This window comes from Ramlibacter sp. MAHUQ-53 (assembly GCF_052600055.1).
Window position 1 is genome coordinate 346,876 of the sequence record NZ_JBQWTS010000002.1, and the last position, 13,905, is coordinate 360,780.

General features: G+C 71.1%; 13 protein-coding genes. 10 read left to right on the forward strand and 3 right to left on the reverse strand.

Translation table 11 applies throughout. The features are described 5' to 3' along the window. Nucleotides 1–7 precede the first annotated feature (7 nt). A complete protein-coding gene (locus ACT80S_RS05065; RefSeq protein WP_377413406.1) occupies nt 8–934 on the reverse strand; it encodes an alpha/beta hydrolase in 927 nt (308 codons plus the stop codon). A gap of 187 nt (nt 935–1,121) precedes the next feature. On the opposite strand from ACT80S_RS05065, the gene ACT80S_RS05070 reads away from it, so the two are divergent. From ACT80S_RS05070 to ACT80S_RS05100, 7 genes are all read left to right on the forward strand, one after another. Next, complete coding sequence (locus ACT80S_RS05070) at nt 1,122–2,570, forward strand: NAD-dependent succinate-semialdehyde dehydrogenase (protein ID WP_377413408.1); 1,449 nt, start codon at nt 1,122–1,124, stop codon at nt 2,568–2,570. Between the two features lie 67 nt (nt 2,571–2,637). Further along, on the forward strand, nt 2,638–3,876 hold the full coding sequence (locus tag ACT80S_RS05075) for an ABC transporter substrate-binding protein (RefSeq protein ID WP_377413410.1): 1,239 nt from the start codon (nt 2,638–2,640) through the stop codon (nt 3,874–3,876). A 7-nt stretch (nt 3,877–3,883) separates the two neighbouring features. Continuing rightward, nucleotides 3,884–4,657: an ABC transporter ATP-binding protein gene (locus ACT80S_RS05080; protein ID WP_377413412.1), complete on the forward strand. Its 774-nt coding sequence runs from the start codon at nt 3,884–3,886 to the stop codon at nt 4,655–4,657. Continuing rightward, a complete protein-coding gene (locus ACT80S_RS05085; protein ID WP_377413415.1) occupies nt 4,654–5,382 on the forward strand; it encodes an ABC transporter ATP-binding protein in 729 nt (242 codons plus the stop codon). Before ACT80S_RS05080 ends, ACT80S_RS05085 begins: the two co-directional genes overlap by 4 nt. Continuing rightward, a complete protein-coding gene (locus ACT80S_RS05090) occupies nt 5,382–6,263 on the forward strand; it encodes a branched-chain amino acid ABC transporter permease (protein ID WP_377413417.1) in 882 nt (293 codons plus the stop codon). The genes ACT80S_RS05085 and ACT80S_RS05090 overlap by 1 nt, the downstream gene beginning before the upstream one ends. Before the next feature lie 28 nt (nt 6,264–6,291). Beyond that, on the forward strand, nt 6,292–7,230 hold the full coding sequence (locus tag ACT80S_RS05095) for a branched-chain amino acid ABC transporter permease (RefSeq protein WP_377413419.1): 939 nt from the start codon (nt 6,292–6,294) through the stop codon (nt 7,228–7,230). Nucleotides 7,231–7,237: 7 nt separating this feature from the next. Then, nucleotides 7,238–7,999, forward strand: coding sequence for an SDR family NAD(P)-dependent oxidoreductase (locus tag ACT80S_RS05100; protein ID WP_377413421.1), 762 nt, complete (start codon nt 7,238–7,240; stop codon nt 7,997–7,999). 3 nt (nt 8,000–8,002) lie between these two features. Here the strand turns inward: ACT80S_RS05100 and ACT80S_RS05105 are convergent, their stop codons facing one another. Further along, on the reverse strand, nt 8,003–10,045 hold the full coding sequence (locus ACT80S_RS05105) for an acetoacetate--CoA ligase (protein WP_377413423.1): 2,043 nt from the start codon (nt 10,043–10,045) through the stop codon (nt 8,003–8,005). A 63-nt stretch (nt 10,046–10,108) separates the two neighbouring features. On the opposite strand from ACT80S_RS05105, the gene ACT80S_RS05110 reads away from it, so the two are divergent. The 3 genes from ACT80S_RS05110 to ACT80S_RS05120 all read left to right on the forward strand — a co-directional run bounded on the left by ACT80S_RS05110 (nt 10,109) and on the right by ACT80S_RS05120 (nt 13,235). After that, complete coding sequence (locus tag ACT80S_RS05110) at nt 10,109–11,140, forward strand: NADP-dependent oxidoreductase (RefSeq protein WP_377413426.1); 1,032 nt, start codon at nt 10,109–10,111, stop codon at nt 11,138–11,140. Further along, entirely contained in the window at nt 11,137–12,156 is a 1,020-nt protein-coding gene (locus tag ACT80S_RS05115; protein WP_377413429.1) for an NADPH:quinone oxidoreductase family protein, read from the forward strand. Before ACT80S_RS05110 ends, ACT80S_RS05115 begins: the two co-directional genes overlap by 4 nt. A gap of 104 nt (nt 12,157–12,260) precedes the next feature. Further along, nucleotides 12,261–13,235, forward strand: a complete 975-nt coding sequence (locus tag ACT80S_RS05120) for a Bug family tripartite tricarboxylate transporter substrate binding protein (RefSeq protein WP_377413431.1) — start codon at nt 12,261–12,263, stop codon at nt 13,233–13,235. 39 nt (nt 13,236–13,274) lie between these two features. On the opposite strand, the gene ACT80S_RS05125 is transcribed toward ACT80S_RS05120, so the two are convergent. Then, on the reverse strand, nt 13,275–13,799 hold the full coding sequence (locus ACT80S_RS05125) for a MarR family winged helix-turn-helix transcriptional regulator (RefSeq protein ID WP_377413434.1): 525 nt from the start codon (nt 13,797–13,799) through the stop codon (nt 13,275–13,277). Nucleotides 13,800–13,905 lie beyond the last annotated feature (106 nt).

Here is a 13,905-nt window from a genome sequence, read left to right on the forward strand (position 1 = left end):
CTGTCGGTCAGGGGGCGGCGCAGCGGCGGCGGATCTCGGCGGCGGCCCGGGTCACCACGGCGTCGGCCTCGGGAATCAGGTTCAGCATGCGGGCGAAGCCGTGCGGCAGGCCGTCCGCGCGCTCCAGGGTGACGGGCACGCCCGCGGCGCGCAGGCGTTCGGCATAGGCCACGGCTTCGTCGTGGAGCACGTCGTACTCGGCGACCGCGATCCAGGCCGGGGGATGGCCCGCGAGGTCGTCGCGGCGCACCGGGGCGATGTCGGGGTGCTGCCAGAGCGACGGCGGCGCGTAGTGGCGGAAGAACCAGTCCATGTCGGCATCCGTCAGGGGCATGCCCTGGCTGTGCGCGCGGTAGCTCGGGCGGGTGAAGTCGCTGTCGGCCACGGGGTAGAAGAGGCACTGCAGGGCCACCTGCGCGCGCCCGGCCAGGCGGGCCACGGCCACGGTGGCCAGGTTGCCGCCCGCGCTGTCGCCGGCCACGGCCAGGCGGCCAGGGCCGCCGATCAGGCTGGCGAGGTGGTCGTGGGCCCAGGCGATCGCGTCCTGCGCATCCTCCAGGCCGGCGGGGAAGGGGTGCTCCGGCGCGAGGCGGTAGTCCACCGACAGCACGGCGCAGCCCGACTTGTCGACCAGCGCGCGGGTCAGGACATCGAAGTCGTCCACCGAGCCGCAGACCCAGCCGCCGCCGTGGAGGTAGACCACCAGCCCGGGCTCGGACCCGCCGGCGGCCCGGTACAGGCGCGCCGGCACCTCGCCGGCGCGGGTGGGAATGCGCAGGTCTCGCACCTCGCCGACCTGGGGCCCGGCGCCCAGCGCGGCGCGGGTGGTGGCGACCAGCTCTCGCGACTGCTGCGGCGTGCCGGCCGACAGCGCCGGGCGGCCGGCGGCGCGCGCCGCCTCCAGCATCTTCTGCACGAAGGGATGTAGTGCCATGGGGGACTCCGCGTGGCGGCGCCGGGGCACGGTCGCCCGGCAAGCCGATGGGGTGGGATGCTATCGACAAACTCGTATGCATGTCAACGATATGCATGTGGTCTAAATCAGGGATAACACCTGATAGGCCGTATTGAAGCAGACGATATGCTTCGCCAAAATTCAACCCGCCCCTCAGGAGACACCCATGAACGCAAGAGACGCCCAGGCCTACCCCGTGGTCCGGCAGTACATCGCCGGCGCCTGGCGCGCGGGCGGGCAGGGCGTCGCCGGCGAGGTCCGCAACCCGGCCACTGGCGAGGTGCTGGCCGAGGTGCCGCGCGCCAGCGCGCAGGACCTGGACGATGCCCTGGCCGCGGCCGCGGCGGGCTTCGAGCTGTGGCGGCTGAAGTCGCCGCAGGAGCGCGCCGCGGTGCTGATGCGGACCGCCGCCCTGGTGCGCGAGCGGGTCGAGGACATGGCCCGCCTGATGACCCTGGAGCAGGGCAAGACCCTGGCCGAGTCGCGCCTGGAGTTCACCCTCAGTGCCGAGACCTTCGAGTGGTACGCGCAGGAGGCGCTGCGCTCCTATGGCCGGGTGATCCCGGCGCGGGTGCGGGGCACCCGGCAGCTGGTGATCCCGCAGCCGCTGGGCCCGGTGGCGGCCTTCACGCCCTGGAACTTCCCCGCCATCCTGCCGGCGCGCAAGATCGCGCCGGCGCTGGCCGCCGGCTGCAGCGTCGTCATCAAGCCCTCGGAGGAGACGCCGCAGTCGACGATGGTGCTGGCGCAGGCCCTGGCCGACGCCGGCCTGCCCGCCGGCGTGCTGAACGTGGTGTTCGGCGTGCCCGCCGAGGTCTCGTCCCACCTGATCACGTCGCCCGTGATCCGCAAGGTCACCTTCACCGGCTCCACCGGCGTGGGCCGCGAGCTGGCCCGCCTGGCGGCGGTGGGGCCCAAGCCCTGCACGCTGGAACTGGGCGGCCATGCGCCGGTGCTGGTCTTCGACGACGCCGACCTCGAGCGCACCGTGGCCACCTGCGTGCAGGGCAAGAGCCGCAATGCCGGCCAGGTCTGCACCTCGCCCACCCGCTTCCTGGTGCAGGAGGGCATCCACGACGCCTTCGTCGCCCGCTACGCGCAGGCGCTGGACGCGCTCAAGGTCGGCCCCGGTCTGGACCCCGCCAACCAGATGGGCGCGCTGGCGAACACGCGCCGGGTCGAGGCGATCGAAGGCCTGCTGGCCGACGCCGTGGCCGGCGGCGGCCGCGTGGTGGCCGGCGGCAGCCGGGTCGGCGACCGCGGCAACTTCTTCCGTCCCACCCTGGTGGCCGACACGCCCGAGTCCGCGCAGGCCCTGCGCATCGAGCCCTTCGGCCCGCTGGCCCTGGTGCGCCGCTTCTCCACGCTGGAGGAGGGCCTGGCCCGCGCCAACGATACGCCCTACGGCCTGGCCGCCTACGCCTTCACCCAGTCCGCCGCCACCGCGGTGGCGGTGGGCGACGAGCTGCAGGCCGGCGGCATCGGCATCAACACCTTCTCGGTCTCCGCCATCGAGGCGCCCTTCGGCGGCCTCAAGGACAGCGGCTATGGCCAGGAAGGCGGCCCCGAGGGCCTGGAGAGTTACCTGCACAGGAAGTACGTGCACCACGCCTGAGGCCCCACCCGCAGCCGACCGCGAACGTTCACCCCCGAGTTCCCACCCGCGTCACGGAGACATGACCATGAAGAAGACCCCGACCACTGCCCTGGGCCGCGCCTCGCGCCGCTTCACCCTCGCGGCCTGCGCCGCCGCCTCGCTGGCCCTGGCCGCCCCCGGCGCCTGGGCCCAGGCCGCCAACCCGCTGAAGATCGGCATCCTGACCGACATGTCGGGCTTCGTGGCCGACCTCTCCGGCCCGGGCTCGGCGGTGGCCGCCAAGATGGCGATCGAGGACTTCGGCGGCCGCGTGCTGAATCGCCCCATCGAGCTGCTGGAGGGCGACCACCTGAACAAGCCCGACACCGGCCTGACCATCGCCCGCCAGTGGTACGACTCCGGCGTGCGTGCCATCTTCGACATCGGCATCACCACCGTGGCCCTGGGCGTGCAGGACCTGGCCAAGGAGAAGAACCGCATCGCCATCTTCAACAGCTCGGCCAGCTCCGACATCACCGGCAAGAACTGCTCGCCCAACGGCATCCACTGGACCTACAACTCCTACTCCCAGAGCCTGGGCGCGGTGAAGGCCACCCTCGATGCGGGCGGCAAGACCTGGTACTTCGTCACGATCGACTACACCTATGGCAAGAACGTGCAGCGTGACACCACCGGCATGATCGAGGCCGGCGGCGGCAAGGTGGTGGGCTCGACCACCCACCCGGTCAACTCCTTCGAGTTCTCCTCGCAGCTGCTGCAGGCCCAGGCCTCCAAGGCCGACGTGATCGCGATGGCCACCACCACCTCCCACGCCGCCGCCATGATCAAGCAGGCCGAGGAGTTCGGCCTGCGCAAGCGCGGCCAGCGCCTGGCCGCCCTGAGCCTGACCCTGCACGACGTCAAGGCCCTGGGCCTGAACAACGCGCAGGACCTGTTCGTGACCGAGCCCTATTACTGGGACCAGAACGACCAGACCCGCGCCTTCGCCAACCGCTACAAGGCCCGCTTCGGCAAGATGCCCAACTTCGTGCAGGCCTCGGTCTATGGCTCGGTGCAGCACTACCTGAAGGCCGTGGCCGCCGCCGGCACCGACGACACCGCCGCGGTGCTGGCCAGGATGAAGTCCACCCCCATCAACGACATGATGACCAAGAACGGCTTCATCCGCGAGGACGGCCGCGTGATCCGCGAGGGCTACGTGTTCCGCGTGAAGAAGCCCGCCGAGTCCAAGAACGAGTGGGACCTGTACACCCTGGCCGCCACCATCCCGGCGGCCCAGGCCTTCGCGCCGGCCGACAAGACGGTCTGCCCGCTGGTGAAGTGAGGACCGGGTGACGGCGAGCGTTTCCAGCGCCGACACCCTGGTGGAAGTGCGCGGGCTGCGAAAGCAGTTCGCGGGCTTCACCGCGGTCAACGGCGTCGACCTGAGCGTCAGGCGCGGGCACATCCACGCGCTGATCGGACCCAACGGCGCAGGCAAGACCACCTGCTTCAACCTGCTGACGAAGATGCTCGAGCCCACCTCGGGCAGCATCACCTTCAAGGGGCGTGACATCACGCGCCTGCCGCCGGCGAGGGTGGCGCAGCTGGGGATGGTGCGCAGCTTCCAGATCTCGGCCATCTTCCCCACGCTCACCGTCCTGGACAACGTGCGCGTGGCGCTGCAACGCAAGCAGGGCGGCTCGATGCAGTTCTGGCGCTCGGACAAGTCGCTGGCCGGGCTGGAGGCGCCGGCGATGGCGCTGCTCGCCGATGTCGGCCTGCAGGACGCGGCGCAGGCCGTGGCCGGCGACCTGTCGTACGGCCGCAAGCGCGCGCTGGAGATCGCCACCACCCTGGCGCTCGATCCCGAGATGCTGCTGCTGGACGAACCCACCTCCGGCATGGGCCTGGAGGACGTGAGCGCCACGGCGGCCCTGATCCGCCGGGTCTCGAAGACCCGCACCATCCTGATGGTGGAACACAACCTCGGCGTGGTCGCCGACCTGGCCGACCGCATCACCGTGCTGGCCGCCGGCGAGGTGCTGACCGAGGGCAGCTACGACGAGGTCTCCCGCGACGAGCGCGTGATGGCGGCCTATATCGGCCGGAAGGCGACTGCATGACCGCGAACCCACCCACCGTCCAGGTCAAGCCCGCCCTCGAGGTGCGCGACCTGCACGGGCACTACGGCCCCTCCCACGTGCTGCATGGCATGGACTTCAGCGTGCCCACCGGCCAGGTGGTGACCCTGCTGGGGCGCAACGGCGCCGGCAAGACCACCACGCTGCGCGCCATCATGGGCCTGCTGCGCCAGCGCACCGGCTCCATCCGCGTCAACGGCACCGAGACCGTGGGCCTGCCGCCCGAGCGCATCGCGCCCCTGGGCATCGCCTACTGCCCCGAGGAGCGCGGCATCTTCCCCTCGCTCAGCGTGCGCGAGAACCTGATGCTGCCGCCGGTGCTGGCGCCCGGGGGCTTCACCACCGAGGAAGTGTTGGCGCTGTTCCCGCGCCTGGCCGAGCGCCATGCCAGCCCGGGCACCAAGCTCTCGGGCGGCGAGCAGCAGATGCTGGCCATCGCCCGCATCCTGCGCACCGGCTGCCGCATCCTGCTGCTGGACGAGCCCACCGAGGGCCTGGCCCCGGTGATCGTGCAGCACATCGGCCAGGTGCTGCAGGAACTGAAGCGGCGCGGCTACACCGTGCTGCTGGTGGAACAGAGCCTGGACTTCGCGATGTCGGTGGCCGACCACCACTACGTGGTCGAACACGGGCGCGTGGTCGACCAGCTCTCCAACGACGACCTGCGCGCCGCGCCGGATCGCCTGCAGAACTACCTGGGCGTGTAATGACCGACATCTTCGGAATCCCGCTGCCCGCCCTGATGGGGCAGCTGACCCTCGGCCTGATCAACGGGGCGTTCTACGCCGTCCTGAGCCTGGGCCTCACGGTGATCTTCGGCATGCTGCGGGTGATCAACTTCACCCATGGCGCGCAGTTCACGCTCGGCGCGTTCGGCTCCTGGATGCTCCTGAACTACCTGAAAGTGCCGTACTGGGCCAGCCTGCTGCTGGTGCCGGCGGCGATGGCGCTCCTGGGCGCGCTGGTGGAGCGCGCGCTCCTCAAGCGCCTGTACGAGATGAACCACCTGTTCCAGCTGCTGCTCACGTTCGGCCTGGCGCAGATGATCGAGGGCACGCTGTCCGTGATCTACGGCTCCTCCGGCAAGCCCTACGACAACCCCATGCCCGGCGGCATGGACCTGGGCTTCATGTTCCTGCCGTACTACCGCGGCTGGGTGGTCGCCGCCTCGCTGGCGGTGTGCCTGGGCACCTGGTGGGCGATCGAGCGTACGCGCCTAGGCGCCTACCTGCGGGCGGCCACCGACAACCCGGACCTGGTGCGCACCTTCGGCATCCCGGTGCCGCGGCTGATGACGCTGACCTATGCCTTCGGCGTGGGGCTGGCGGCGCTGGCCGGCGTGCTGGCCGGGCCGATCGACCAGGTCAAGCCCTCGATGGGCTCGGGCCTGATCATCACCGTGTTCGCGGTGGTGGTGATCGGGGGCATGGGCTCGATCCTGGGCTCCATCGTCACCGGCTTCGCGCTGGGGCTGCTGGAGTCGCTGACCAAGGTCTACTACCCGCCCGCCTCCAGCGTGGTCATCTTCCTGGTGATGGCCGCCGTGATCCTGGTCAAGCCGGCCGGCCTGTTCGGTCGCCAGGCCTGAGCGCCGCATCCTTCCACGAGGCTCTTCCATGCGTCATCGTTCCAAGACGGTCTTCCTGGTGCTGGCAGCGGTGCTCGCCGTCGCGCCGCTCGTGATCTACCCGATCTTCGCGACCAAGCTCCTGTGCTTCGCGCTGTTCGCGGCGGCGTTCAACCTGCTGTTCGGGCAGGCGGGGCTGCTGTCCTTCGGCCATGCGCTGTTCTTCGGCGGCGCCGCCTACCTGACCGGCCATGCGCTCAAGGCCTGGGGCTGGCACACCGAGTGGGCGGTGCTCCTGGGCGTGGTGTTCGCCACGCTGTCGGGGCTGGTGGTGGGCCTGGTCTCCATCCGCCGCCAGGGCATCTACTTCGCCATGATCACGCTGGCGCTGGCGCAGATGTTCTTCTTCTTCTGCGTCAATGCCCCCTTCACCGGCGGCGACGACGGCATCTCGGCGATCCCGCGCCGGCCGGTGTTCGGCGTGATCGACATCACCGACGACCGCACGCTGTACTACGTGGTGGCGGTGGTCTTCTTCCTGGCCTTCGCGCTGATCTTCCGCATCATCCACTCGCCCTTCGGGCAGGTGCTGCGCGCCATCCGCGACAACGAGCCGCGCGCGATCTCGCTGGGCTACGCGGTGGACCGCTACAAGCTCGCCGCCTTCGTGATGTCGGCCAGCCTCGCCGGCCTGGCCGGCGCGCTCAAGGTGCTGGTGTTCCGCCTGGCCTCGCTGGTGGACGTGGGCTGGGGCGCCTCGGGCGAGGTGATCCTGATGACGCTGGTGGGCGGCATCGGCACCGTGTTCGGGCCGCTGGTGGGCGCGGGCTTCATCCTCACCATGCAAAGCTACCTGCAGGGGTATGCGCAGTGGGTGCCGGTGATCCAGGGCCTGGTGTTCGTGGTGATGGTGATGCTGCTGCCGCGGGGCGTGGTGGGCGAGTTCATGGCCCGCGTCTTCAAGGTGCAGCCGGCCGCCGTGAAGTGAGCCCGGCATGAGCGAAGCGCGCGAATTCGACGGTCGCATCGCCTGGATCTCGGGCGCGGCCTCCGGCATCGGCCTGGCGACCGCCCGCCTGCTGGCCCGCGGCGGCGCGCGGCTGGCGCTGGTGGACATCAACGGCGAGGGCGTGGAGCGCGTGGCCGGCGAGCTGCGCGCCGGCGGCGCCGAGGCCCGTGCCTGGCAGGCCGACCTCACCGACGCCGCGTCGGTGGAGCGCACGGTGGATGCGGTGGCGGCGGCCTTCGGCGGGCTGCACCTGGCGGTGAACAACGCCGGCGTGAGCGGCGCCCGGGTGCCGCTGGCGCAACAGCCCATGGACGACTGGCACCGCGTCATCGACACCAACCTGCACGCGGTGTTCTACGCCATGAAGTTCCAGATCCCGCACCTGCTGCAGGCGCAGGGGGGCGGCGCCATGGTCAACCTGGCCTCGGTGCTGTCGCAGGTGGCCTCCGCGCAGTCGCCGGCCTACACGGCGGCCAAGCACGCGGTGGTGGGCATGACCCGCAGCGCCGCCATCGCCTACGCGCCCCAGGGCCTGCGGATCAACGCCGTGGGGCCGGGCTACATCGACACGCCGCTGCTGCAGGTGCTCACGCCGGGCGAGCGCGAGGCGATCACCGCCGCCCACCCGGCGGCCCGCCTCGGGCAGGCCGAGGAGATCGCGCAGGCCATTGCCTTCCTGCTGTCGCCGCGCGCGAGCTTCTCGTTCGGCGCGGTGCTGATGGCGGATGGCGGCTTCACCATCCGCTGAGCCTCAGCCGCCCTGGGCCAGGGCGGCTTCGCGCTTCGCCGCGTAGTCGGCGTACCAGGCGAAGGCGCCCGGGTTGGCGCAGGCGTCCGGGTTCACCACCTCGCGCAGCGCGCGCCCGAGCATCAGCTTCTTCACCGGCAGCTCCTGCTTCTTGCCGGTGAGCGTGCGCGGGATCTCCTGCACCTGCACGATCTCGTCGGGCACGAAGCGCGGCGAGAGGTCGGCCCGCACCCGCTGGCGGATGCGGTCACGCAGGGGCTCGTCCAGCACCAGGCCGGGGCGCAGCACCACGAACAGCGGCATCCAGCTGGCGCGGCCCAGGTATTCCAGGTCCACCACCAGGCTGTCCATGACCTCGGGCAGGTCCTCCACCACGCGATACAGCTCGCTGGTGCCGAGGCGGTGGCCGTGGCGGTTCAGGGTGGCGTCGCTGCGGCCGTAGACCACGGTGCTGCCGGTGGGCGTGATCTTGAGCCAGTCGCCCTGGCGCCAGGTGCCGGGGTAGGTGTCGAAGTAGCTGTCGGTGTAGCGGCGCATGCCCTCGTCGCCCCAGAAGTACAGCGGCATCGAGGGCATGGGCTGCACGCACACCAGCTCGCCCACCTCGCCCAGCAAGGGGCGGCCGGCCTCGTCCCAGGCCTGGATGTCGGCGCCCAGGGCGCGTGACTGCATCTCGCCATGCACCGTGGGCAGCTCCGGCGTGCCGGCGAGGAAGGCGCTGGCCAGGTCGGTGCCGCCGCAGACCACGCACCACCAGAGGCCGTCGCGCACCGCCTCCTCGCCCCAGGCATAGGCCTGCGGCGAGAGCGGCGAGCCGGTGGAGCCCAGCGAGCGCAGGTGGCGCAGGGCCAGGGTGTCGCGCGGGCGCAGGCCGGCCTTCAGGCAGCTGGCGTAGTACGCCGCGCCGGCGCCCACGAAGCTGAGGCCGACCTCGTCGGCGAGCCGCCACAGGGTGTCCGGCTGCGGGTAGGAGGGGTGGCCGTCGTAGACGCACACGGTGGTGCCCAGGAGCAGGGCGCTGGTCGAGAGGTTCCACATCACCCAGCCCGAGCTGGAGTACCAGAGGAAGCGCTCGTCCCCCGTGTCCCGCTCGGCGCTGGGGTGCAGGTCCAGGTGGAAGGCGTGGAGCTTGAGCATCTCCAGCATCACGCCGCCATGGCCATGCACGATGGGCTTGGGCAGGCCGGTGGTGCCGCTGGAGTAGAGGATCCACAGCGGGTGGTCGAAGGGCAGGGGCTCGGGCGCCACCGGCGCGGCATGGGCCACGGCGTCGGCCCAGCGCACGCGGCGGCCGCCCCAGCCGGCGGGGGCGAGGTCGCCGCCGCCTTCGGGCGCGCCGGCCTCGCGCAGGTAGTCCACCTGCACCAGCACCTGCAGCGTGGGCAGGGTCTCCAGCAGCTCGCCCACCAGGGCGCGGCGGTCGGCCACCTTGCCGCCGTAGACCGAGCCGTCGCAGGCGATCAGGGCCTTGGGGTCGATCTGGCGGAAGCGGTCCCGCACCGTGCCCACGCCCATGTCGGGCGCGCACAGGCTCCACACCGCGCCCAGGCTGGCGCAGGCCAGCAGGCCCACCACCGCCTGCGGGATGTTGGGCAGGTAGGCGGCGACGCGGTCGCCGCGGCCCACGCCGTGGTCACGCAGTGTGGCGGCCAGGGCGCCGGCCTGGCGCGCGAGCTCGGCCCAGGTCCAGGCCTCGGTGCGGCCCTCGGCCTGCAGGCGCTCGTTGCGGAACACCAGGGCCGGCGCGCCGGCGGCGTCGCTGGCGGCCAGGTGCTGGAAGACATGGCTGGCGTAATTGACCTGCGCGCCCTCGAACCACCGCGCGCCGGGCATGCGCGCCTCGGACAGCACCCGGGCATGCGGGGTGGGCGACTGCACGCCGAAGCGGTCCCACACGGCCTGCCAGAAGTCCTCGACATGGTCGACGGACCATTGCCGCAGGGCTTCGTAGTCGCCCAGCGACAGGCCGTGGCGGGCGTTGATCCACTCGCGGAAGGCGACGGTATTCGGGGTGGGGCGGGAGCGGGAGTTTGTAGATGGTTGCATATCGTACGCAGGCATACCATAATCCCCATCGCAGCTTCACGTCAAGCCACAAGGGGGTTCCGAATGACTCTACCCGCGACCGGACGGCGCGTGGTCCTCGCCTCGCGCCCGGTGGGCATTCCGCAGGCCGATCATTTCCGCATCGAGACCGTGCCGGTGCCCGAACCCGGGCCGGGCGAGTTCCTGGTGCGCAATGAATACCTCTCGGTCGAGCCCGCCATGCGGGGCTGGGTGAATGCCGCGGCCAACTACTCGGCGGCGGTGGGCATCGGCGAGGTGATGCGCAGCTTCGCCGCCGGCCGCGTGGTGGCCTCGCGCCATCCCGCTTACCGCGAGGGCGACGCCGTCATGGGCATGCTCGGGTGGCAGGAGTACGCGCTGAGCGACGGCCACGGCATCCGCCGCAAGGTGCGCGAGGACGACCTGCCGCTCTCGCTCTCGCTGGGCGTGCTGGGCATCAACGGCGTCACCGCCTACTTCTCGTTCAAGGAGATCGCCCGCGCCATGCCGGGCGACACCGTGGTCGTGTCCACCGCTGCCGGCGGCGTGGGATCGGCCGTGGGCCAGATCGCCAAGCTCGCGGGCTGCCGCACGGTGGGCATCGCCGGCGGGCCCGCCAAGTGCGCGCAGTGCGTGGACGAATTCGGCTTCGATGCCGCCGTCGACTACAAGGCGCCCGACTTCGCGCAGCGCCTGGCGCAGGCCTGCCCCGAGGGCGTGGACGTGTACCACGACAACACCAGCGGCGCGATCACCGACGCGGTGATGCGCCTCCTGAACAAGAACGCCCGCGTGGTGGTGTGCGGCACCGCCTCGGTGGCGAACTGGGACGACTGGCCGCAAGGCCCGCGGGTGGAGCGCCACCTCCTGAACAAGTCCGCCTCGATGCAGGGCTTCCTGGTCTGGGACTACGAGCACCGCTACGAGGAGGCGGTGGCGCGCCTGGCCGCCTGGGTGCGCCAGGGCCGGCTGAAGTACCGCGAGGACATCGTCGAGGGCATCGAACGCGCGCCCGGCTCCATCGCCGACCTCTACGCCGGCAGCAACTCGGGCAAGCGCCTGGTCCGGCTGGCCTCCCCCGGCGGCGCGGCGTGAAGGCGCTGGTCTGCGAGCGCTGGGACGGCTGGCGCGGCCTGCGCCTGGCCGACGTCGAGCGGCCGGCGCTGCGTCCCGGCTGCGTGCGCATCGCGGTGGCCTATTGCACCGTGGGCTTCGCGCTCACGCTGGTCACCGCGGGCCGCTACCAGCGCAAGCCGCCGCTGCCCTTCGTGCCGGGTACGGAGGTGAGCGGCGTGGTGCTCGAAGTCGCCCCCGGCGTCACCCGTTTCAAGCCCGGTGACCGGGTCGCGGCGGCCCTCGACTGGGGCGGGTTCGGCGAGGAGGCGATCGCCACCGCCGAGACGGTGTGGCATGTGCCCGAGGGCGTGCCGCTGGACAGGGCCTCGATCGTCCCCACGACCTATGGCACCGCGCATGCCGCGCTGCACTGGCGCGCCGGCATCCGGCCCGGGCAGACCGTGGTGGTGCTGGGCGCGGCGGGCGGTGTCGGCATCCCCGGGATCGAGATCGCCCGCGAGGCCGGGGCCACCGTGATCGCGGTGGCGCGAACGCCCGAGCGCTGCGCGCTCGCGATGGCCCATGGCGCGCACCACGCCATCGCCTGCGGCAACGACGACGTGGACACGCTGGCCGAGCGTATCAAGGCGCTCACTGGCGGCGAAGGCGTCGACCTGGTGTTCGACCCCGTGGGCGGCGCCCAGTTCGACCAGGCCTTGCGCTTCGTCGCGCCCGAGGGCTGCATCCTGCTGATCGGGTTCGCCAGCGGCCAGGTGCCGCAGATCCCGGCCAACCTGCTGCTGGTGAAGAACATCGAGGTGGTGGGCTTCAACTTCGGCTGGTACCTGGGCTGGAGCCCGGTCGATGCGCGCAGGCGCTACGAGCAGCCGCTGCGCGAGATGATGGACACCCTGTTCGCCCAGGTGCTCGCGGGCACGCTGCGGCCCGAACCGGGCGCCTGCCACACGCTGGACGACTATGCCGCGGCGTTCGAGGCGGTGGAGGAGCGCCGCTCGACGCGGCGGGTGATCGTCCGTGTCGCGGAGGTGGCCTGAGCCTTGCCATTCCCGGTAAGCCAGCATCTAATATCCATGCATACGAGTTCGAGAAGAACCGCATCCCGCCTGAAGGCGGTATCCCCGGACCAAGGAGACAAGCAATGAAGTTCAAGCGGATCGCGGCCACCCTGGCCTGGATGTTGGCGGCCTGTGCCGCCCCGGTGTCGGCGCAGGCGCAGGCCTGGCCGGCCAAGCCGGTGAAGATCGTCACCGCCTTCGGCGCCGGCAGCGCCAGCGACATCGTGGCGCGCATGATCGCGGAGGACCTGCAGGCCGCGTTCAAGCAGCCCTTCGTGGTGGACAACAAGCCCGGCGCTTCGGGCATCCTGGCCGCCGAGATGGTGGCCAAGTCCGCGCCCGACGGCTACACGCTGTTCCTCACCACCAACACCGCGCACTCGGTCAATCCCTTCCTGTTCAAGACCCTGCCCTACGACCCGATCAAGGACTTCACCCCGATCGCGCGCGTGTGCTACTTCCCCTTCGTGCTGGCGGTGAACGGGCAGGGGCCGGTGAAGACCATCCCCGAGCTGCTCGCCTACGCGAGGAACCCGGCGAACAAGACCAGCTATGCCTATGGCAACAGCACGGGCCAGATCGCCGGCGCGGCCTTCACCAACCTCACCCGGATCGGGTCGGTCGCCGTCCCCTACAAGAGCACGCCGCAGGCCCTCACCGATCTCATTGGCGGGCAGGTCACCTTCCTGTTCGTGGACCTGGCCTCCAGCCGCCCGCACCTGCAATCGGGCCGCATCCGCGCGCTGGGCGTGACGGTGGAACAGAAGGGGGCGCTCACGCAGGACCTGCCCTCGGTGGCTTCCGCCGCGCAGCTGCCCGGCTTCGACCTGGCGGCCTGGGTGGGTGTGGTGGGCCCGGCGGGCGTGCCGCCGGCTATCGTGAACCAGGTGAGCGAACGCATCAACCAGATGCTGGCGCGCAAGGAGGTGGTGGAGAAGCTCACTGCCCTCGGCGCCGACGTGGCGCCGGGCAACGCCGCCGAACTGGGCGGCTACATGAAGTCGCAGCTGGAGCTGTGGGGCCGCAAGGTGCGCGAGGCCGGCATCCAGCCTGAGTGAGGCGGGCCGGGCGGGCCTGGCGCCCGCCCGCGGAGCCGGTCACTCCTCGTCGTCGTCAGCCGCCGCGGCGGACTGGCCGCGGATCGCCACCAGGTTGCGCTTCACGAGCATCAGCATGTCCGCCAGGCGATAGCGGTCCTCGGTGGACAGGCCCTCGAGGATGCGCTCGCTCATGTCGTGGTTGTGCCTGACCATTTCCTTGACCAGGTGCGCGCCGCTGTTGGACAGGAAGATGCGCTTGACCCGGCGATCGAGCTCGTCGGAGCGGCGCATGATGAAGCCGCCGGCCTCCAGCCGGTCGATCAGGCCGCCGAGAGCGGCCTTGCCCAGCTCCAGCACGTTGGCCAGGTCGCTCTGGATCATGCCGTCGTGGCGCGAGAGGTAGGCCAGCACCCACCACTGGGAGCGGGTCACGCCCAGGGGCTTCATGAACTCGTCGAACACGCTGCGGCGCAGGCGCGAGACGTCGTGCATCAGGAAGCCCAGGCGGGCATCCCAGTTCTCCTCCTCGGCGGCGCGGGCCTTGGCGGAGCGGGTGTTCTTGCTGGTGGCGGATTGCGTCATCGGATGCGGTTTCCCTCAGGAGGGCGCTCGGGCCTGTCGGCCGAATGCGCTCGGAACATCGATTTTATCTCTCCTGACCGTAGAATACCGTATGGTATGCTACCGT